Source organism: Chryseobacterium shigense (assembly GCF_014207845.1).
Taxonomy (GTDB): domain Bacteria; phylum Bacteroidota; class Bacteroidia; order Flavobacteriales; family Weeksellaceae; genus Chryseobacterium; species Chryseobacterium shigense_A.
The window spans coordinates 120,344-140,742 of the sequence record NZ_JACHLC010000002.1; the positions used below are offsets into that span (position 1 = coordinate 120,344).

Consider the following 20,399-nt stretch of genomic DNA (forward strand, 5'->3'; position numbering starts at 1 on the left):
AAAATTGTTATAATTTTGTAGTTCAATATTTTATGGTGGTGAGCGAGAACTGTTTTCATTGTGGTCAAGGAATAGAAAAGGAGCGAATTCTATTTGATGAAAAGACTTTCTGTTGCAACGGCTGCAAGTCCGTTTACGAAATTCTGAATATCAATAATTTAACCAATTTCTACGAGCTTAATAAAAGAGCAGGAATCCGTCCCAGTGACGAAAGTTCTTCACAGTTCGAATATCTTGACACTCCGGAGATTTTCGAGAAGATTACGGATTTTTCCGAAGGAAGCACCAGCCTTGTTACGTTCAAGATTCCTGTAATTCACTGTTCTTCGTGTATATGGCTGCTGGAAAGCCTTCATACCCTGAATGAACATATCAAATACTCACAGGTAAACTTCACGCGGAAAACCTTACAGATTTCATTTAACCATAACGATCTGAAATTAAGCGAACTAGCTAATTTCCTAACCAATCTTGGATACAAACCCGTTATCAGTCTTGAAACAGCAGATAAAAATGTAGACCATCTTGATAAATCTCTTCTTATAAAGTTTGCCATTGCAGGTTTTGCATTCGGAAACGGGATGTTTCTTGCTTTCCCTGAGTATGTAGGCGGTGAAGATTACTGGATGGAGCATTACAAAGGGCTATTCAGAACACTGATGTTCCTTTTAGCATGTCCTGTTGTATTTTATTCTGCTTCAGATTATTATAAATCCGCGTGGTATGGTTTAAAGAATAAAATTGTTAATATTGATGTCCCAATTGTGCTTGGAATCTTTGTCCTTTTCGGGCGAAGCATTTATGAAGTGGTTACGGATTACGGGCCAGGATATTTTGATACTTTGTGCGGACTGCTTTTCTTTATGCTGATGGGTAAAATTTTCCAGAAAAGAACATACAGCGCATTATCATATGACAGAGATTACAAATCATTTTATCCTATTGCCGTTACCAAAGTAGATTTTGAAGGAAAACAGGATAATATCCTCCTTTCTGAAATCAAAGTTGGAGACAGAATTCTAGTAAGAAACCAGGAAATTATTCCGGTTGATGCCATCCTGATCAACGGGGAAGGAAATATAGACAACAGTTTTATCACGGGAGAAAGTGAAAGTATCAGCAAACAGCCAGGCGACAAGATATTTGCCGGAGGAAAGCAAATCGGATCTTCATTAGAGCTGGAAGTGATTAAAGATGTTGACCAGAGTTACCTTACGCAGCTTTGGAACAAGGAAGCTTTCAAAAAGCATGAAACCGGCCTTGATACCCTAACGAACAGCATCAGCAAGTATTTCACTTTCATTATTTTAGGTATTGCTTTAATTTCCGGAATTTACTGGGCATTTATTGATCTGGAAAAAATGTTCCAGGTAATTTCAGCGATCCTTATTATCGCCTGCCCATGCGCCTTAGCATTGTCTGCTCCGTTTACTTTCGGGCATATTATGAGAATTTTAGGCCGCAATAAATTCTATGTAAAAGATACGTTAACGATTGAAAAGATTGCGAAACTGGATACGATTGTTTTTGATAAAACAGGAACCATCACTCACAGAAAAAAATCAAACATCCGGTATGAAGGATCTGCAATCAGTGAATTTGATCAACTGAATATCAAAACCTTATTAAAAAATTCCAATCACCCTCTTTCTAAATCTCTTTATGAATTCATAGAGGTGAATGATGATTATTTCCCTGTTGAAAATTTCCAGGAGATTTCCGGAAAAGGCTATGAGGCAAGTGTAAGAGGAAATATCTATAAGATAGGTTCTGCCCGTTATAACGAACAGGAGCCTAAGAATCTGGAAACAGCCGTTTACATCAGCAAAAATGGAGCATTTTCAGGTAAATTCATCTTCAAAAATGAATACCGCCCGAAATTAAAGGAGCTGTTCACAAAACTTACCAGCTACAAAATATTCATCCTGAGCGGCGATAATTCTTCTGAAGAAACACAGCTTAAGGAACTTATCCCGAGCTATAAGGGAATGGCTTTCAACCAAAACCCTGAAGATAAGCTGAATTACATTAAAAACCTTCAGGATCAGAACATGAAAGTAGCAATGCTCGGCGACGGATTAAATGACGCAGGAGCCTTGAAACAGAGTAATGTGGGAATAGCAATTGCCGATGACACCAACAGCTTCACACCTTCTTCCGATGTCATTATGAATGGTGATAAAGTTGTAACATTAGACAATTACCTGAACGTATGCAAAGGATCGATCACCATTGTTAAAATGACATTCATAATCAGTTTCCTGTACAACATTGTTGGTTTAAGTTACGCAGTTACAGGCCATATGCATCCGCTTTTTGCAGCAATCATCATGCCAATCAGTTCCATTACTGTGGTTACATTCACTACTATTTCCACCTGGATTTTAGGGCGTAAATATTTCAAAAAACAGGCGTAAAAGCCCCTTATTTAGACTGATTTTAAATTAGCTGAAATCCGCATTTATTGATGAATGTCATTATTTTTCACTAAATTTGAACCCCGAAAATAGGTTAATTTTGTTGTCCAATGGATATTCTATATTTAATGATCCTCTGCAGTGTTTCTTTGGCTGCGATTTTCTTGGTCGTATTTATAGTGTATGCCCGAAAAGGACAGTTTGAAGATGATGAATCTCCGGCTGTCAGAATCCTTTTTGATAATGGAGAGATCAAGGAAAAGGATGAAAACGGCAACAAAGATAAAGACGAGAAAAAAATAGGAGAGAATAATAAAATTGAAGAAAAAAGTGAATAGTTGATATGGAAACACAAAAGTTTAGTTATGACAACAGTATTGTCCGTGCGTTTCTCTATGCGACCTTAGTTTTCGGTCTTATAGGATTTACGTTCGGGCTTACGGCGGCATTAATGCTTTTCTACCCGGAATTACCGGAATTTTTATTCGGTACAGATGATACAACCATCAAAAGTCTTGCATCAGGCAATATTCAGGGGTTAATAAATACTCATGGTGCATTTGGTTTTGGTAGAATCAGAATGCTTCATACCAATACCGTGATCTTTGCATTTGTATGTAATATCGTTTATACCGGTATTTATTACTCATTACAGAGATTATTAAAAACAAGAATGTACAGTGATACATTATCATGGTTGCATTTCTGGACCTGGCAGTTTATGATTGTTGCTACGTTCGTTACCTTCTTTATGGGGATCAATACTTCAAAAGAATATGCTGAACACGAGTGGCCGATCGACATATTGATTGCATTCTCCTGGATCATTTTCGGGATTAACATGTTCCTGACTATTTCAAAAAGAAGAGTAAGACACCTTTATGTGGCCATCTGGTTCTATATCGGAACATGGATTGCAGTAGCAATGCTTCACATCTTCAATAACCTTGAAGTTCCATTATCTTTCACTGGCTGGAAATCATATTCAGCATATGCAGGGGTAAAAGATGCTATTGTACAGTGGTGGTACGGTCACAATGCGGTGGCATTCGTACTGACGACTCCGGTTCTTGGGTTAATGTATTACTTCCTTCCGAAGGCTGCAGACCGACCGGTATTCTCTTACAAACTGTCTATTATTCACTTCTGGTCATTAATTTTCGTATATATCTGGGCTGGTCCTCACCACCTTCAGTATACAGCACTTCCTGCGTGGGCACAGGCTGTGGGAACCGGTTTCTCTATCATGCTTATTGCACCATCCTGGGGAGGAATGCTAAACGGACTTCTTACGCTGAGAGGAGCGTGGGATAAGGTAAGAGAAAATCCTATCCTTAAATTCTTCGTAGTAGCTGTTACCTGTTATGGTATGGCAACATTCGAAGGGCCGCTTTTGGCAACAAAAAACATCAACAAAATTGGTCACTTTACAGACTGGGTTATCGGTCACGTACACTTAGGAGCTCTTGGATGGAATGGTTTCATGGCATTCGGGGTTATCTATTACCTGGTACCTATTATGTGGAGAACAAAAATCTGGTCTGTAAAATTAGCTAACTGGCATTTCTGGTTAGGTACGTTAGGAATTATTTTCTATGCAGTACCCATGTATATTTCAGGATTTACACAAGGTTTGATGTGGAAACAGTTCAACCCGGACGGTACTTTGATGTACAAAAACTGGTTGGATACCGTAACAGCAATCATTCCTTACTTCAAAATGAGATTCTTAGGAGGAGCATTCTATATTTCAGGATCTATTCTAATGATTATTAACGTAATCGCTACGGTAAGAAAAGGTTCATTCCAGAAAGAAGTTCCTGCTGAAGCACCTGCACTGGCAAACATCGGAAACAAACGTAAAGAAGGGGAAGGTACTCACCTATGGCTTGAAAGAATGCCATTATTATTAGGTATCCTGTCTTTCTTCACTATTTCCATCGGTAGTTCAGTTGAAATTATTCCTACACTATCTTTAAAGAAAAGTGTTCCTACGATTTCAGCGGTAAAACCATATTCACCACTTGAACTGGAAGGTAGAGATATTTATATCCGTGAAGGATGTAACGCTTGTCACTCCCAAATGATCAGACCGTTCAGAGATGAGATCACAAGATTCAACGGTAAGAACGGACAGTATTCAAAAGCGGGAGAATTCATTTATGACAGACCATTCTTATGGGGGTCTAAGAGAACAGGACCGGATTTACATAGAGAAGGAGGTAAAAACCCAAGTTCTTGGCACTATAAGCATATGTATAACCCAAGATCTACTTCTGCAGGTTCCATTATGCCTCGTTACCCTTGGCTAATTGCCACCAACTTAGACAGATCTAAAATGGTAGATAAAATGAAGCTTATGAAGAACGCATTTGAAGTTCCTTATAGCAAAGCTGAAATAGATTCTGCCAACTCATGGGCAGATAACCAGTCAAAGAAAATTGTAAAAGATATCTTCTCTGAAGCTAATGACCTTAAAGTGGCGTATGCTAAGAGACCTCAGGGAGAATTGGAGAAAAAAGAGATTGTAGCTCTTATCTCTTTCCTTCAGAGACTTGGAACAGATATCAAAACAACAGAAATAAAAACAGCAAGTACTAACTAAACATTAAAAGGTTCACATGATTCCTCAGAACTTTAAAGATATATTATCCAATACAGAAAACGCTGGTCTCTACCAGACGCTGGCTCTGATTTTCTTTATGCTGTTCTTCGTAGCTCTTGTAATCTATGTTTTTACCAGACCTAAAAAATATTACAAAGAGGAAGAAGAGGCTCCGCTTGGGGATGATGAGGATGACGATTTTAATTTAAAAAATTAAACTATTTATTATGAAACAAAGAACACCTGTTGTTGTAAACATTTTAATAATAACTGGACTTTTAATAGTTTTTTATTATTTGTTTGTACAAAGCTACTCGTTCCTAGCTTCACCTTACTTCTGGGGAACTGTGGTGATCAGTGCTATTCTGGCATATATCCACAGTGCTATCGGGGATTTGATTGAAAACAACAAATTCAAAAAATTATCTCCGGAAGAAAAAGCAGCTTATCTGGCAGAAAAGAAAGTTCCTTTCTTAAGAAGAATGTACGACAGTGCATTCAAGAAACAGTCTGCTACAGAAGAAAAAGATATCCTTATTGACCACGGTTTCGATGGGATCATGGAATTGGATAACCAATTGCCAAAATGGTGGGTAGGTTTATTCTATTTTGGGACTGCTTTTTGTATTGTATATATTGCAGCTTACTCTTTCACAGATTTCGCACACCCGTTGAGCGAATATGAACAAGAATATAAAGAACAGATGGCAAGTATTGCAGAATATGAAAAGAACCAGCCTCCTGTGACTATAGAAACAGCAAAATACTCTGCTGACAATATCGCAGATGGGAAAGAGCTATTCAAAACCAACTGTGCATCTTGTCACAAAGAAGACGGAAGCGGTGGTATCGGTCCAAACCTTACGGATAATTACTGGATCAACCAGCCTGAGAAAACCTTATTCAAAAACGTTTTCCATATGGACTGGAATGGTTCTCCTACTAACCCTGCGATGAGAGCATTCGGTAAAAACGGAGAAGTTTCAGGTGCAGAGATTGAGAAGATTGCAGCCTATGTATATCATATCAACCAGGAACAACCGCCAGTGACGCAGGCTCAGGGAGGAGCAGCTCCTCAGGGAACCGAAGCACATTGGGAAAAAGAATAATTTTAAAAAAATTAGAAACATATGAAAAAAACATAATTTGTTATTAAAGAAAATAGTAACGAATTATGTTTTTTCTTTTTAAAACATACTATAAAATGTCAGACATAGAAGAAATAGAAGTACGCGGCGGACAGGGACAGGTTCTGGACCCTGAGACTTACAGAGATTCTATAGGGACAATGGAGCAATCCGGAAAAAGAAAATGGGTATTCCCAAGAAAGCCAAAAGGGAAATACACCAACTATAGAAACATTGTAAGCTATATTTTATTAATCATTTATTTTACAGTGCCATTTCTCAAGATCAATGGTAACCCTTTCTTTTTATTTAATGTTATTGATAGAGAGTTCTATATTTTCGGACAGCCTTTCTATCCACAGGACTTTTTTATCCTTACTTTAGGTGCCATCGCATCTTTAATATTTATCATCATTTTTACGATTGCGTTCGGAAGAATTTTCTGCGGGTGGATATGTCCTCAGACAATTTTTATGGAATCTATCTTCCGTAAAATTGAATATCTTATTGAAGGTGACCGGAACAAACAGATGAAACTGGACAGACAGGAGTGGAACAGCGAGAAAATCTGGAAACGAAGCTTAAAATGGACAGTTTATATCATTATTTCATTAATAATCACCCACTTTATGCTTATGTATATCGTTGGGTATAAAGAAATATTCAGAATCATCTCGGAAGGGCCGTTTGCCCATCCTACCAATTTTATCATAATGGTTCTTTTTACCGCTGCATTTTATTTTGTATTTGCATGGTTCAGAGAACAGGTTTGTACATTGGTTTGCCCATACGGAAGACTGCAAGGAGTTTTAATCGATAAAGATACCATCAACGTTTTCTACGATTTCAAAAGAGGGGAAAACAGATCTAAATGGAGAAAAGGTGAAGACCGTAAAGCAGCCGGAAAAGGAGACTGTATAGATTGCCATCAATGCGTGGTAGTTTGTCCTACAGGAATTGATATCAGGGACGGACAGCAGCTTGAATGCGTGAACTGTACAGCATGTATTGACGCCTGTGACGAAGTAATGGAAAAAGTAGGCCTTCCAAAAGGGCTTATCAGATACGCTTCCGAAAATGAAATTGAAAACCAGACTCAGTTCAAATTCACGGGAAGAATGAAAGGCTTTGCCGTTGTTCTGGTATTGCTGGTAGGATTCTTAGGATTCCTTCTTTACAGTCGTGGTGAAATGGAAGCAAAATTCATTAAACCGGCAGGAAGCACATTCTTTGTAAGAGACGGCAGAATTACCAATACCTACAATTATACATTCCTGAACAAAACCAACGATAAGAAGATCGTTACCATAAAAGTTCTTGAACCTGCTCATGGCGAGATCATCTACAGTGCATCCAGCAAGATTGAGGTAGACAGGGATAAAATTTCCAAAGGAACCATCAACATCAGCTTCCCGGAAGATGATATGAAACTTTCAAAACAGAATATAACCATCGGAGTTTACGACATGAAAGGTAAGCTTGTAGATTCTTACCAGACCTACTTCGAAGGGCCATTCAAACTGCAATTTTAATTTTAAGAAGAAATGAAAAACTTTAGTTGGGGACACGGTGTTGTAATTGCATTATTTGCATTCATTGCTTTTATTTTATCCATGTTATTCCTTTTCCCGAACGGGCAGAAGAATTCAGAAATGGTAACCGATAATTATTATGAAGAGGAACTTAAGTACCAGGATGTAATTGATGCTAAAAAAAGAGCGGACAATCTTCAGGAAAAACCGGTATACAGCCAGGAAAAAAGCGGAATTAAAATCACCTTTCCGAAAGATTACAATAACTCAAATACTACGGTAAAATTTGTTTTAAACAGAACCGACGACCAGAATTTAGACATAAAAAAATCTGTACAGCTGGATGCTGCCCAGTCATTCTTTATACCCGGGCAGTTATTAAAAGTAGGAAACTATACTTTGAGACTGATGTGGACGAAAGACAAAACAGATTATAGAATGGATTATGATGTGATATGGAAATAGGACTTATTTTATCGGCTATTGCTTTGGGCTTCGCTTCCGGTTTTCATTGTATCGGAATGTGCGGACCTATTGCCTTATCGATGGGATTGACTAAAAAACAGGCCACCAACTTCTATCTTCAGAATCTCACCTACCAGTTCGGCAGAATCTTTACCTATTCTTTATTAGGCGCCATTCTGGGAATTGTAGGAGAAGGTTTTGAAATGGCAGGGTTCCAACAGTACCTGACAATCATTGCGGGAGTCCTTCTGATTATCATGGCCCTGTTTTCATTTGGCGGAAAGGATTTTGCCTCTAAAATTCCCTTTCTTTCCGGATTTCTTTTTTCTGTAAAATCAAACTTAGGGAAATTACTTCAGAAAGCAGATTACCGGTCAAGGTTTACAACCGGGGTCCTTAACGGTTTTCTTCCATGCGGAATGGTTTACATGGCACTTACAGCCAGCCTGGCAGCCGGAGGAATATGGCAGGGAGCATCATATATGGCCTTATTCGGGTTGGGAACACTTCCATTCATGTTTGCGGTAGTTTTGGCCGGGAATCTCATGAATCAGGCTTTCAGAATTAAAATCCTAAAAGCTGTTCCTGTTATTATGATCATTTTAGGCGGATTATTTATTCTGAGAGGCCTTGAACTGGGAATCCCATACATTTCACCAAGGGCCGAAGCAATGACCATATCCAAAGATCATAATGCCAACTGTCACATTGAAGGGCATGATCACGGTTCAGCCAACTGTCATTAATACATCTAACTAATTCCATGAAAAAAGTATTTCTCTTATTCATTGCAGCTCTTTTCGTCCTGCAATCGTGTACGATCAACTCTGAAATTGTTTACCATAAAGATGCAGCCTCAACTTCAGTTACCGATATTGATATGAGACAGTTCATTTCAGAAATGAAAGCTATGACTCCCGATTCCTTGAAACAGAAGAAAGAATTCGGGGAAATGGATAAACTTCCAACAGTCTGGACAAGTCTTTCAGATATTCAGAAACAGGATGGCAAGCCTCAGACCACAGACCCGGATTCTCTCAGGATCATGAAAAAGATCTTCATGAAAATGAATAAGGAAAATAATGAGCCGGCAGGACTTTCTTTAAAAATGGATCGTTTCACACAGGCAGACTATCAATTGCTGAGCAGCTATAATAAGAAAGAAAAATTACCGCTGGATCAGAATATCTTTAATAACTGGGATGGAAAAACACTGACCATTAACACGGAAAATTTCAACCTTAAAAATATTGAAGAAACGCTTAAAAACAAAACTTCAAAAGATGAAGCTGAAAAGGTAGAAGGAATGATTACCATGTTCTTTAAAAGCATTGGAACAACCCTGAAGTTCGAAAACAAAATAAAATCCGTCACCGGAAAACATGACTGGGTGAAACAGATAGATCATTATACGGTTAAAATAGACTACGATATCAAAGCAATATACGATACAGAGGCTAAATTAAAAAATGCAGATAAAAAAATCGTCATTGTTACAGAATAAAAAACCGGCTGAAGTTTCAGCCGGTTTTTGGTTGGTATCTGTTTTGTTATACATAAGATAATACTAAAATTTGAGTAATGATTAAACAGATAAATTTTTTATGGGCTGCCCTTCTTATCGTAGTTCTCCAGTCCTGCTCCATCAATACAGAAACTACTTATTATAAGGATTCTGCAACCAGTATGCAGTCTAATATTCTTATGGATAAAAGTGTAATGGGAATGATGAGCATGATGGGAACAGATCCGAAGAAGCTGAATGACCTTGATAAGCTGCCTACCGACTGGACCAGCCTTTACAATGTTCAGAAGCATGGAAAAGTAACTTTGAATGAAGATTCAGTAAAAGTGCTGAAAAAAGTCTTTATGAAGGTGGATAAAGATAAAAATGAAATCGTTGGCCTTTCTCTTAAATATGATAAACTCATGCCTTCGGAAATCACGCAGCTTCTGACCAGCGACAAACGCCTGAAAAAAATCCCTTTACAGGACATTGCAGTCTGGAATGGCAATTCATTAACGATTAATACTGATAAATTCAACTCCGATGGCATTCTTAAAATGCTGGAAGAAAAAGAAACGGAAGAAAAAACAGTTCCCAAAACCAAAAGCGATTCCATTGAAGCATACGGAAAACAAATGGCTTCCGGAATGGCAGGAATGCTGAGGATGTTCAATCTTACATTTACCAATACCCTGAAATTTCAGAAACCGATCAAAACTATTGAAGGAAAACACGATTTTGTAAAACAGATAGACAATAAAACAGTTGAGATTACTGTAAGATCCAATGATTTAGCAGACGGCAAAAATCTTGTTAATAAAGACAAAAAAGTCGTTATTACCACTGAATAATTCTAACAATTACCGATAAATAAAATCCCCTTCCAAAGCTGAAAGGGGATTATTTATTATAATAAAATATAATTCTAGTTAATCAGATCGAATCTTGCATATTCTGCAATTTTCTTAGGAATTTTGATACCTTCCGCAGTCTGGTTGTTTTCAAGCAAAGCAGCCATAATTCTTGGAAGGGCCATTGCAGAACCATTCAAGGTATGCACCAGCTGAGATTTTCCTTCTGTTTTGAAACGGCATTTCAAACGGTTTGACTGGAATGTTTCAAAATTAGATACAGAGCTTACCTCAAGCCACATTTCCTGTGCTGCGCTCCAAACTTCAAAATCATAGGTCATTGCAGATGCAAAACCTGTATCACCACCACAAAGTCTCAATACTCTGAACGGAAGCTCAAGATCTGTAAGGATTTCTTTGATGTGTTCTACCATTTCTTCTAATGCAGCATAAGAATTTTCAGGCTTTTCAAGTCTTACGATCTCTACTTTTTCGAACTGGTGAAGACGGTTCAGGCCTCTTACATGAGCTCCGTAACTTCCCGCTTCTCTTCTGTAACACTGAGAGAAAGCCGTATTTTTGATAGGAAGATCCTTTTCTTCAAGCAATACATCACGGTAAAGGTTCGTTACAGGAACTTCTGCCGTTGGGATCAGGTAAAGATCATCTAAACCTACATGGTACATCTGCCCTTCTTTATCAGGAAGCTGCCCTGTTCCGTATCCTGAAGCCTCGTTGACAACGTGAGGAGGATTTACTTCCATATATCCTTTTTCAACATTCTTATCAAGGAAATACTGAACCAAAGCTCTCTGAAGTCTTGCTCCCTTACCTAAATAAACAGGGAAACCTGCCCCTGCAATCTTTACCCCTAACTCAAAATCGATCAGGTTATATTTTTTGGCCAGCTCCCAGTGAGGAATAGCGCCTTCTCCAAGGCCTTCCACATCGTGAGACTGGAAAATATTTTCATTGTCTTCTGCAGAAGCTCCGCTTTTTACCGCTTCAAACGGAATATTCGGAATCTGGTATAAAATATCCAGCAAGGCTTTCTCCGTTACATCTAATTGGGACTGCAGTTCTTTACCCGATTCTTTAAATTGTGCTGTTTTAGATTTTGCAGACTCCGCCTCTTCTTTCTTTCCTTCTTTCATCAAAAGTCCGATTTCTTTGGAGATTTTGTTGATCTCGGAAAGCTGGGAATCTAATTCAAACTGGATTCTTTTTCTTTCGTCGTCAGTAGCAATAGCATCGTCTACCAACCCAAGATTCTTGAATTGTCTTTTCTGAAGACCTTCTAAAACGCGTTCTTTATTGTCGCGTAAAAAATTGACTTGTAACATTGTATTGGGATGTTAAATATTAGATGTTAAACTTAAATAGTAAGCTAACAGTTTTGCAAATTTAAATTATTTTATGATAGTAACGGTATTTATAGCATTGGGTGCGTCTGCCGGTTTGGTAAATACAGTCTGATTATTGTAAAGAACCTCGGAAACCTGGAATACTGAGGGTGTCCAGCGGTACCTGATCTCCATTGAATCAACAGTGATTACCTGTGCATTATTTACAGTTCTGCTCAGGGCAATTGCCAGTTTGGAGTGATAAGTCCTGTTATCCGGGCTGAGTGAATCCATTGTTCTTCTTTTTGCTCCTCTCAGATATTCAAAATAATATAAGGAATCTGCGGTCATTTTAAGAGGTACGGATACCGGAGCTACGTCTGTAACACCAAAAACATCATTCACCGCATAGGCAGAATAGGAGCCGTTCTTTTTTGCATTCAGAAGGTCCTGCCCGGCGCTGTTTTTTATGTAGATGTTCAGGGTCTGATCAATTCTCTGCAGAGATTCATCATCGCTTCCGCACGAAACCGCTAAAAACAGGATGGCTGTAAGTTTAACTAATAAAATATGATTCAGCTTCAATTTCATCTTCCGTTAATTTTCAATAATCTTTTTTATGCAAATGTATAATTATATATTTGTTCTCGTAATATTTTACCATGTTTTTAAATAAACTCAAAAGATTAAACAGCAGCCACATCACCACCATCTTTAAGGGGAACTTTATTTCCAAGTTCGTTCTGGTGATCGGAGGGCTTTTACTGGCGAAATATTACGGGTCTTCCGAATACGGTATTTTCAGTATTTACCTGAGTATTATGAGCATCTTTACGGTGGTTTTAAGTCTTGCACAGGAACATATGATTATGCTTGAAGGCAATGAGCAGGATGTGAATAATAATTTTAGTGCGGCAGGTATCGTTTCAGCGATAGTTATGCTTTTGGCTTTCCTGTTGGTCTTCATTCCTTTTGATATTCCGAAAAATATTTTATTTCTTGGGATTTTTACGGGTTTCATCTATTTGTTCACGAATAATGCGAAATTTCTGCTGGCCAAGAAAAAACTTTTCAAGCTGGTATCTGTATTAACGATCATAGATTCTTTGGTGAGCTTTCTGTTTCAGGTACTGTTTGTATTTATTAAGATTGAAAACGGGCTTGTTATCGGTAGTCTGATAGGATATATTGCAGCTTTTCTTGCCGCTTTATATTGTTCAAGAAAATATTTCGTAAAGCCTGATGTGAAGCGCTATATCGCCAATGCAAAGAAAAGGCCTGAGCTTTTTAAATATTCATATCCTTCTACCCTGATCAATGCTTTAGGCAATAATATCATGCCGATCCTGATTTCGCTTTATTTTGCAGACTCTTTATTGGGAGAATATTCTTTAGCTGTAAAAATAATGTCGGTTCCGCTTCTTCTGATCTCATCCTCCATTGCTACGGTTTATTATCCGAAAGCCGCAGAAATCAATAACAAAGGCAAAAGCAGAAACGAGCTGTTTGCTTACACGAAGAAAATGAGCCTGATGAATTTCTATATCATTTTTGGATTATACATTCTCATTAATGTAATTGGTATCCCTGTCCTGAAAATGTTTTTCAATAAAAACTGGGAACATCTGGGGCTGTTTATTTTCCTGATGTCTTTCGGATATCTTACGCGAAGCCTTATCAATCCTATTTCCGATATTCTGACGATCTTAAAGCGGAATAATGTTGCCCTGGTTTTTAATATTTATCTTTTCCTGGCCAATATTGCTGCAATCTTTATTGGAAAAGAAATGGGAATCAGCTATCTGGTGGGGATTTTTTCAGGTTTCTTGTTTATCGGCTATGGATTTTTGTATTTTTACATCATGCTTATTCTGAAGAAAAATGAATCCGATTAAAAAATTTATTGAATACCAGATTTTCCATAGAATTAATAATTTTTTCTATCCTGAATATTACCGCCAGAAGTATGATTACCTGCTTCCTCATGTGCTTTTCTTCACGTATTTAATTCCACAAAAAATATTGAGGATCAACGGAAAAGTTCCGTGGCCTGTACATTTTACTTCGGAAATCAGAGGGTATCAGAATATTAAGAAAGGTATTTTGTGCGATCCGGGAGATAATCCCAATATTTATATCCAGGCCAATAATGGTATTATTATCGGAAGTAATGTGGGTTTCGGAGCGGGATCTTCGCTGATTTCTGCCAATCACAATCATAATGATCACAGTATTCATGATGAATGCGGCCCGATTGTTATTGGTAATAATGTTTTTGTAGGGACTAATTCTGTAATCCTTCCGGGGGTAAAAATTGGGGACAATGTGGTAATTGGAGCAGGCTCTATTGTTGCCAAAGATATTCCTTCCAATTCTATTGCGGTTGGAAACCCATGCAAGGTAATCAAACAAAAAGAACCTTACATTGAAGACTTTACGCAGACTGTTTTCAACCGAAAACTGCCTGAAGGCTTCAATCTAAAGTTCTGATTGATATTTTTTTTAATGCTTTAAGCTATTCCTGCAGCCCAACTTTTTTCCAACGGCAGCAAGAAGTGACTTAAAAAGTCCAGATACGTATTTTTAGAGAAATCAAAGACCTGAATGTCTTTTGGTAATTCACCGTTTCTCAGTTGAGATTTAAAGTCTTGCAGCTTGAGTGTTTTTACCTGTCCGTCCTGTACAAAGCTGGCTTTCATCCTGTCGAAAAGTCCAAGCTGGTACTCTCCGTCAATCTCGCGCATGATCTTTCCTAATGCATCAATACTGCATCCTGAAGCCATTTCCTTCTCTTCATCCACACATACTACGATAAACTGATTTTTTTCAATTTTAAAGGATGAGGAAAGCGGTTTTCCGTGGGCAGCCCAGGTCGCAAGGAAATCGAAAAGTTTTTCGGTGATTACTTTGGCTTCTTTGGTTTCAAAAGGTCTGGATGCCGGGTATATAATGACTCTGTAGTCGCTGGTTTCTACTATACTGGATTCTTCAATTTTCATATCCTGTCTGTTTTAAAGTATAAAATTAAGAAATATTCCTGAGTTTATGATAAAGAAAAACCCAGACCTGAGCCTGAGTTTTTACATCTGTTTTATAGGATCTTACAGATCGTCTGCTTCTGCAAGAAGTTCTACAATATCTTTTACGGCTACTTCCGTGTTCTTGTTAAAATGTTTTACGCCATCCGTCATCATTGTATTACAGAAAGGACATCCTGTAGCAATCACTTTAGGCTCGAAAGACAAGGCTTCTTCGGTTCTTTCGATATTGATGTCTTTATTTCCTTTTTCAGGTTCTTTAAACATCTGTGCGCCTCCTGCCCCACAACATAAACCGTTGGTTTTGCAGCGTTTCATTTCCACTAGTTCTGCATCCAGCTTTTCAAGAAGCATTCTTGGAGCTTCATACTCGTCATTGGCTCTTCCAAGGTAGCAAGGATCGTGGAAAGTGATCTTTTTCCCTCTGAAGGCTCCTCCTTCTATCTTCAGCCTTCCTTCTTCCATCAATGATTTAAGGAACTGGGTATGGTGTACCACATCAAAATGCCCTCCTAAGCTTGGATATTCATTTTTAAGGGTGTTGAAACAGTGAGGACATGCCGTAACGATCTTTTTCACTTCATAAGCATTCAGGACCTCAATATTGGTAAGGGCCATCATCTGGAAAACAAATTCGTTACCGGCTCTTTTTGCGGGATCTCCTGTACAGCTTTCTTCCTGTCCAAGAACGGCAAATTCAACTCCTATTTTATTTAATATCTTGCAAAATGCTTTTGTAATTTTTTTGGCTCGGTCGTCAAAACTTCCGGCGCATCCAACCCAGAATAAAACTTCCGGGGCTTTTCCTTCGGCAGCATATTCTGCCATTGTTTTTATACTGAAATCCATTTTCTCAAATTTATCAATATGTCCATGTACCAGTTTACCAATGATTGTTAAATGGTTACATTATTTTACACTGTTACATTAATTTTCATTGGCCCAATTCAGACGGTCTGCCTGATTATACTGCCACGGAGCAGCATTGTTTTCCACATTCGTCATCATGAGATTGAGTTCCTGAGGAGCAGCAGACTGTTCCATTACAAGGAATCTTCTCATTTCAAAAATAATGGAAAGGGGATCCAGCAGTACCGGACAGGCTTCCGTACATGCATTACATGTAGTACATGCCCAAAGTTCTTCTTTTGTGATATAATCATTCAGGAGCCTCTTTCCATCGTCTTCGAATTTCCCGTTTTTGTCAATATTTCTTCCTACTTCCTCTAACCTGTCTCTTGTTTTCATAAGAATTAATCTCGGAGAAAGTTTTTTACCTGTAATATTGGCAGGGCATACGGAAGTACATCTTCCGCATTCTGTACATGAGTAGGCATTAAGCAGCTGTACCTGATTAAGGTCAAATATATCTTCTGCACCAAATTTAGAGGGAACATCAGCTTCAGCACCTTCAGCCGGAGCGGCATAAGGGTCTGCGTTGGGGTCCATCATTAATTTGATTTCTTTTGTTACTGAATCAAGGTTATTGAATTTTCCTTTTTCATCAAGATTTGAATACCATGTACTTGGAAATGCAAGAATAATGTGTAAATGCTTGGAATAATAAAGGTAGTTCATAAAGAACAGGATTCCTACAAAGTGGAACCACCATGCGCTTCTTTCAATAAAAATTAAGAATCCATTGTCAAAGCTGAATACTTCCAGGAACGGAACGAAAAGCATCTGGCTGATCGGGAAAGAACCGATATGGTGAAAGCCTTCTGCATTTCTTGCCTGCAAAACAGACTCCGAAGCATTCATGCTAAAGAAAGCCATCATCAGAGCAAATTCAATGATCAGAATCCAGTTGGCATCGTTTTTAGGCCAGCCGAAAAGTTCTTTCATATTAAGTCTTTTCACTCCGTAGAAATTTCTTCTGATAAAGAAAATAACCACTCCAATTATTACTAAAAGAGCCAGTACTTCTAAAGTTGCCGTAAAGAAACTGTAGAACATATCTCCAAAAATGGAGGCTAAAAATCTGTGGGTTCCAAAGATTCCGTCAACAATAATTTCTATCAGCTCAATGTTGATAATCACAAAACCTACATATACAAAAAGGTGAAGAATACCTGCTACAGGACGTTTGCCCATTTTGCTCTGGCCCATAGCTACTGTGGCCATGGTTTCCCAGCGCTCGGATTTCCTGTCGCTTCTGTTGATTTCTCTTCCTAACCTGATATTTCTGTAGATCTTTTGCAGACTTTTGGCAAACAGCCCGAATCCCGCCACTAATAAGATCAGAAAAATAATGTTATCGATGTACTGCATAAGGTGATTAGTCTTTATTATTCTTACCGAAAACCGAGAAATTAATATATCTCTTAGGGTTTGCTTTCATGTCTTCAATCAGTGAATTCAGGTTGGTGGAAGCAGAATTCAGGTTATTGTATAACTGTTCATCTTTCATCAGTTTTCCTAAGCTTCCCTGTCCGTTGTCAACTCCTGCGATTACCTGATTAAGTTTTCCTACGGTAGCGTCTAAATTTGCGATTGTTGCATTCAGTTTTTTAGTATCAATGCTTTCTGCAAGGTTACCGTATTTGTCTAATGTTACTTTCCCGCTCTGCATGGTAACGCTTGCATCATCAAGTACTTTCTGAAGTTTAGGATCGTTATGGCCTACAAGGGTATTTACGCTTCCTGCTGTGGTTTCCAGCGCTCCTACTGTTTTGTTAAGATTAGCCAGTAATGCCTTGATCTCAGCTCTGTTCTGCCCGTCAACCAATTGATTGGCATTGGCCATAAGTGAGTCTACACGGTGTAAAACAGTCTGCAGTTGATCCTTAACCGGGCCTACCTGAGAAGAAAGGCTTCCCAAAGTTCCCAATTTGAAAGCTCCCTGCAATGTATCTCCATCTTTGGCAGTCGGGCCTCCGTACATCAGATTTACTCTCATCTCCTTTCCGGACATTAAGCCAGGTTCAAAGATTTCAAGGGTTGAATTTTTGGAAAACTCGAATTTATCATCCACTGTAATTTTTACCACAAAACTGATCTTTCCGTCTTTTGCTGTTCTGGGAATGATCTTATCAACCTGTCCTACTTTCAGACCATTGATGGAAACTGCGGATGACTGTGCAAGCCCTTCCACATTATCGTATTTTGCGTAAAATATATTGTCAGTAGTAAAAAGACTTCTGCCTTTCATGAATTGAAACAACAACACAAAGCCTACTATAGCTAGAAGTGCAATTACACCAGCTTTTAATTCTTTACTCAACTTCACTTGCTAAATTTTTTCTAATGAGCAAATATAGCACATTTTAAATTAATCTTTTTCTTTATTGTTCTGCGTTAAATACAAAAAAGCGGCAGAAAATTCTGCCGCTTTCATATCTGTAAAAATTAATTTCTTACTGTTGCTGATTTCCCAGCTTATTCCAGATCTCGATTCTGTAATCTTTGATATCTGCATTATCCTGAAGGCTCTTCATCCAAGCCTGTCCGAACATTCCTGAATTTCTCTGGGTAATAGATTCTGTAAACTGCTTCACGTCTCCCGGCTGCTTGTTTACCGTTTCTGATTTTTTGATCAATACATAAACTCCTGTTCCGCCTTCAATAGGGTTGGAAAGTTTACCTTTTGCCGCACCGAAAGCAGCACCGGCTACTTTAGGCTCCATAGCACCGGCTACTGAAGGGTTAAGCATATTAACCTGAGCGGCCTGTTTTGTAGAAGCAAACATTTTAGCAATCTGATCTAAGTTTGAAGCCTTAGCTCCGGCAATTTTATCAGAAATCTGTTTTGCTGCCAGTTTATTTTTAACGATCACTTCAATCTGATCTCTTACAGATTCAGGATCAGCAAGACCAGCTTCCTGTTTCCCGTTAAGATATGCAACGATTTTATCTCCTGTACCTTCTACAGTAAAGAATTCTGTATCTCCTTTGGTTCTTTTCTTATCGAAAGCCCAAGCCAGGATTTCTCCGTCTTTATCTGTACCAAGTCCCTGAAGCTGTCCGTCAAATCTTTTGGCAGCTTTTGGATTGGAGAACTGATAGTTTCCTTTTTTAGCAATATTCACGAAATCGTTGAAAGATTTCCCCTGAACCTGCTGGATGAATCTTCTTGCTTTTTTATCAGATTCAGCTTCTGTAGCATCAGAAGGCTTCACTTCTTTTACAAGGTTAGCTACTTTATAGCTCATTGCCCCTGCTTTTTTATCTTCAATATTGATGATATGGTATCCGAACTGTGTTTCTACTACGCCTGTAGCACCTTTAGGGTTGTTAGCCAGATAGGTAAGGAACTCGGGAACGAAAGGTGTTTCCGGGGTTGTCCATCCTAGGCTTCCTCCCTGAGCTGCAGAGTTAGGGTCGTTGGAAAGTTTCAGGAATTCTGTAAATTTAGCTGGAGTTGCTTTTACAATAGCTCCGATAGAGTCTGCCAATTTCTTAGCCTGCTCTTTAGTTCTTGTTACTCCTTCTCCCGCAGGGCTTCCTTTGAAAGCAATAAGAATATGTCTTGACAATGTAGAGTCAGAGGTCTTTTTATCCAAAAGTTTTGAAACCACATAGAAGTTCTGCTCTTTGTAAGGTCCAAAAACCTGTCCGATAGCAGCAGATGTGATCTGCCCTTTAATCGTCTGAGGTAATTGGTTAGGCGATAAATATTGGTTGTTGAATGGCATATCAGAATTAGCCATTACGAACATTGAGTCATTCTTTGTATTCTGGAAGTTTTCAGTTCCTCCACTAGTATCTGTACCGGCTGAAAACAGCTTATTGATCTCCTTCTGAGTCGCTGCATCATCTGCAGGACTAGGTGTGGAAGGGAAATAAACGATTCCTATATTTCTGCTAGGCTCAGCTTTGAACATTACAGGGTGCTGCTTGATGTAGTTTTCAAGGTCAGCTGTAGTAACGTTGATTTTTGTTTTCTGAAGGTATGCCGCATAATCAATCTTTACGAAATCAATGTCAGCCATCTGATCTCTCTGCTTCATAAGCTCTTCAGCTTCTTTCTTTCCGGTAGTGATTCCCGCAGAAATATTAGTAAACACCTGTCTTGCCATCAGTCTGTATTCCACAGTTTTTCTGGTTTTCAGCCACTGGTTGTAGCCTTCCGGGTTGGTGTTCTTTAATGTTTCAATTTCTTTTTTAAGTTCTTGAGTTTTAAAATTACCTTTCTCATCAAAGAACTGTTTGTTTTGTGCAAACATCTGGTCATACTGGATCTGATTCCAGAAATAATCATCTGTCATTTCAAAGCCCAATTTCTCAAACTGCTGCTTGATAAGTTTAGATTGTACAAGTAACTGCCATGCCTGCTCTTCAAGTCCCGTTTTTGGACGGCCCTGTTGTTCAGCCTGCTGCTGCAGTACGAAAAGCTGGTCATTAAACTCTTCGCGGGATATTTTCTCCCCGTTTACTTTTCCTAAAACATCAGGATTTTTTCCAAAAACCTTGTCGATGCTGTCAGGGTTTACCAGAAACGCTAAAAGCGCCAATGCGATCACTCCCATCAAAAGCCAAGGCTTACTCCTAATCTGTCCTAAAATTGCCATTTTA

Annotated in this window: 19 protein-coding genes; 12 read left to right on the forward strand and 7 right to left on the reverse strand. The window is 38.5% G+C overall.

All coding sequences use genetic code 11. From position 1 onward, the window contains the following. Nucleotides 1-38 precede the first annotated feature (38 nt). From HNP36_RS10385 to HNP36_RS10430, 10 genes are all read left to right on the forward strand, one after another. Complete coding sequence (locus HNP36_RS10385; protein ID WP_184162678.1) at nt 39-2,417, forward strand: heavy metal translocating P-type ATPase; 2,379 nt, start codon at nt 39-41, stop codon at nt 2,415-2,417. Between the two features lie 110 nt (nt 2,418-2,527). Then, on the forward strand, nt 2,528-2,755 hold the full coding sequence (ccoS, locus tag HNP36_RS10390; RefSeq protein ID WP_184162681.1) for a cbb3-type cytochrome oxidase assembly protein CcoS: 228 nt from the start codon (nt 2,528-2,530) through the stop codon (nt 2,753-2,755). A gap of 5 nt (nt 2,756-2,760) precedes the next feature. Continuing rightward, complete coding sequence (gene ccoN / locus HNP36_RS10395) at nt 2,761-5,022, forward strand: cytochrome-c oxidase, cbb3-type subunit I (protein WP_184162684.1); 2,262 nt, start codon at nt 2,761-2,763, stop codon at nt 5,020-5,022. Between the two features lie 16 nt (nt 5,023-5,038). Then, nucleotides 5,039-5,239: a cbb3-type cytochrome c oxidase subunit 3 gene (locus tag HNP36_RS10400; protein ID WP_184162687.1), complete on the forward strand. Its 201-nt coding sequence runs from the start codon at nt 5,039-5,041 to the stop codon at nt 5,237-5,239. Nucleotides 5,240-5,249: 10 nt separating this feature from the next. Further along, a complete protein-coding gene (locus tag HNP36_RS10405; RefSeq protein ID WP_184162690.1) occupies nt 5,250-6,131 on the forward strand; it encodes a cbb3-type cytochrome c oxidase N-terminal domain-containing protein in 882 nt (293 codons plus the stop codon). 95 nt (nt 6,132-6,226) lie between these two features. Then, complete coding sequence (gene ccoG / locus HNP36_RS10410) at nt 6,227-7,681, forward strand: cytochrome c oxidase accessory protein CcoG (RefSeq protein WP_184162693.1); 1,455 nt, start codon at nt 6,227-6,229, stop codon at nt 7,679-7,681. 12 nt (nt 7,682-7,693) lie between these two features. Further along, nucleotides 7,694-8,146 carry a FixH family protein gene (locus HNP36_RS10415; protein WP_184162696.1) on the forward strand — a complete coding sequence of 151 codons (453 nt, stop codon included), beginning with the start codon at nt 7,694-7,696 and terminating at the stop codon, nt 8,144-8,146. Next, nucleotides 8,137-8,892: a sulfite exporter TauE/SafE family protein gene (locus tag HNP36_RS10420; RefSeq protein WP_184162699.1), complete on the forward strand. Its 756-nt coding sequence runs from the start codon at nt 8,137-8,139 to the stop codon at nt 8,890-8,892. Before HNP36_RS10415 ends, HNP36_RS10420 begins: the two co-directional genes overlap by 10 nt. Before the next feature lie 17 nt (nt 8,893-8,909). Next, a complete protein-coding gene (locus HNP36_RS10425) occupies nt 8,910-9,650 on the forward strand; it encodes a hypothetical protein (protein ID WP_184162703.1) in 741 nt (246 codons plus the stop codon). 77 nt (nt 9,651-9,727) lie between these two features. Then, nucleotides 9,728-10,504 carry a hypothetical protein gene (locus HNP36_RS10430; RefSeq protein ID WP_184162708.1) on the forward strand — a complete coding sequence of 259 codons (777 nt, stop codon included), beginning with the start codon at nt 9,728-9,730 and terminating at the stop codon, nt 10,502-10,504. A gap of 74 nt (nt 10,505-10,578) precedes the next feature. Here HNP36_RS10430 and serS read toward each other — a convergent pair whose 3' ends face one another. Then, nucleotides 10,579-11,847 (reverse strand): serine--tRNA ligase, encoded by a 1,269-nt coding sequence (serS, locus tag HNP36_RS10435; RefSeq protein ID WP_184162711.1) that lies wholly within the window; start codon nt 11,845-11,847, stop codon nt 10,579-10,581. Between the two features lie 66 nt (nt 11,848-11,913). Beyond that, nucleotides 11,914-12,438 carry a hypothetical protein gene (locus HNP36_RS10440; protein ID WP_184162714.1) on the reverse strand — a complete coding sequence of 175 codons (525 nt, stop codon included), beginning with the start codon at nt 12,436-12,438 and terminating at the stop codon, nt 11,914-11,916. Between the two features lie 71 nt (nt 12,439-12,509). Here HNP36_RS10440 and HNP36_RS10445 point away from each other — a divergent pair, with 71 nt between their 5' ends. Both HNP36_RS10445 and HNP36_RS10450 read left to right on the forward strand, forming a co-directional pair. Beyond that, a complete protein-coding gene (locus tag HNP36_RS10445; RefSeq protein WP_184162717.1) occupies nt 12,510-13,742 on the forward strand; it encodes a lipopolysaccharide biosynthesis protein in 1,233 nt (410 codons plus the stop codon). Beyond that, complete coding sequence (locus HNP36_RS10450; protein WP_184162720.1) at nt 13,729-14,337, forward strand: acyltransferase; 609 nt, start codon at nt 13,729-13,731, stop codon at nt 14,335-14,337. Before HNP36_RS10445 ends, HNP36_RS10450 begins: the two co-directional genes overlap by 14 nt. A gap of 20 nt (nt 14,338-14,357) precedes the next feature. Here the strand turns inward: HNP36_RS10450 and HNP36_RS10455 are convergent, their stop codons facing one another. The 5 genes from HNP36_RS10455 to HNP36_RS10475 form a co-directional block, all read right to left on the reverse strand. Further along, nucleotides 14,358-14,846, reverse strand: a complete 489-nt coding sequence (locus HNP36_RS10455; RefSeq protein ID WP_184162723.1) for a hypothetical protein — start codon at nt 14,844-14,846, stop codon at nt 14,358-14,360. Nucleotides 14,847-14,948: 102 nt separating this feature from the next. Further along, a complete protein-coding gene (locus HNP36_RS10460; RefSeq protein ID WP_184162727.1) occupies nt 14,949-15,734 on the reverse strand; it encodes a (Fe-S)-binding protein in 786 nt (261 codons plus the stop codon). A gap of 78 nt (nt 15,735-15,812) precedes the next feature. After that, nucleotides 15,813-17,156, reverse strand: coding sequence for a (Fe-S)-binding protein (locus HNP36_RS10465; protein ID WP_184162729.1), 1,344 nt, complete (start codon nt 17,154-17,156; stop codon nt 15,813-15,815). A 7-nt stretch (nt 17,157-17,163) separates the two neighbouring features. Next, complete coding sequence (locus HNP36_RS10470) at nt 17,164-18,114, reverse strand: MlaD family protein (RefSeq protein ID WP_184162730.1); 951 nt, start codon at nt 18,112-18,114, stop codon at nt 17,164-17,166. A gap of 127 nt (nt 18,115-18,241) precedes the next feature. Next, on the reverse strand, nt 18,242-20,395 hold the full coding sequence (locus HNP36_RS10475) for a peptidylprolyl isomerase (protein ID WP_184162731.1): 2,154 nt from the start codon (nt 20,393-20,395) through the stop codon (nt 18,242-18,244). Between the last annotated feature and the right edge of the window lie 4 nt (nt 20,396-20,399).

What these genes read in the sequence shown, in the direction of transcription:
- ccoS (WP_184162681.1), top strand. Translation starts at nt 2,528, where the DNA reads ATGGATATTCTATATTTAATGATCCTCTGCAGTGTTTCTTTGGCTGCG.
- ccoN (WP_184162684.1), top strand. Translation starts at nt 2,761, where the DNA reads ATGGAAACACAAAAGTTTAGTTATGACAACAGTATTGTCCGTGCGTTT.
- HNP36_RS10400 (WP_184162687.1), top strand. Translation starts at nt 5,039, where the DNA reads ATGATTCCTCAGAACTTTAAAGATATATTATCCAATACAGAAAACGCT.
- HNP36_RS10405 (WP_184162690.1), top strand. Translation starts at nt 5,250, where the DNA reads ATGAAACAAAGAACACCTGTTGTTGTAAACATTTTAATAATAACTGGA.
- ccoG (WP_184162693.1), top strand. Translation starts at nt 6,227, where the DNA reads ATGTCAGACATAGAAGAAATAGAAGTACGCGGCGGACAGGGACAGGTT.
- HNP36_RS10415 (WP_184162696.1), top strand. Translation starts at nt 7,694, where the DNA reads ATGAAAAACTTTAGTTGGGGACACGGTGTTGTAATTGCATTATTTGCA.
- HNP36_RS10420 (WP_184162699.1), top strand. Translation starts at nt 8,137, where the DNA reads ATGGAAATAGGACTTATTTTATCGGCTATTGCTTTGGGCTTCGCTTCC.
- HNP36_RS10425 (WP_184162703.1), top strand. Translation starts at nt 8,910, where the DNA reads ATGAAAAAAGTATTTCTCTTATTCATTGCAGCTCTTTTCGTCCTGCAA.
- HNP36_RS10430 (WP_184162708.1), top strand. Translation starts at nt 9,728, where the DNA reads ATGATTAAACAGATAAATTTTTTATGGGCTGCCCTTCTTATCGTAGTT.
- serS (WP_184162711.1), bottom strand. Translation starts at nt 11,847, where the DNA reads ATGTTACAAGTCAATTTTTTACGCGACAATAAAGAACGCGTTTTAGAA.
- HNP36_RS10440 (WP_184162714.1), bottom strand. Translation starts at nt 12,438, where the DNA reads ATGAAATTGAAGCTGAATCATATTTTATTAGTTAAACTTACAGCCATC.
- HNP36_RS10445 (WP_184162717.1), top strand. Translation starts at nt 12,510, where the DNA reads ATGTTTTTAAATAAACTCAAAAGATTAAACAGCAGCCACATCACCACC.
- HNP36_RS10450 (WP_184162720.1), top strand. Translation starts at nt 13,729, where the DNA reads ATGAATCCGATTAAAAAATTTATTGAATACCAGATTTTCCATAGAATT.
- HNP36_RS10455 (WP_184162723.1), bottom strand. Translation starts at nt 14,846, where the DNA reads ATGAAAATTGAAGAATCCAGTATAGTAGAAACCAGCGACTACAGAGTC.
- HNP36_RS10460 (WP_184162727.1), bottom strand. Translation starts at nt 15,734, where the DNA reads ATGGATTTCAGTATAAAAACAATGGCAGAATATGCTGCCGAAGGAAAA.
- HNP36_RS10465 (WP_184162729.1), bottom strand. Translation starts at nt 17,156, where the DNA reads ATGCAGTACATCGATAACATTATTTTTCTGATCTTATTAGTGGCGGGA.
- HNP36_RS10475 (WP_184162731.1), bottom strand. Translation starts at nt 20,395, where the DNA reads ATGGCAATTTTAGGACAGATTAGGAGTAAGCCTTGGCTTTTGATGGGA.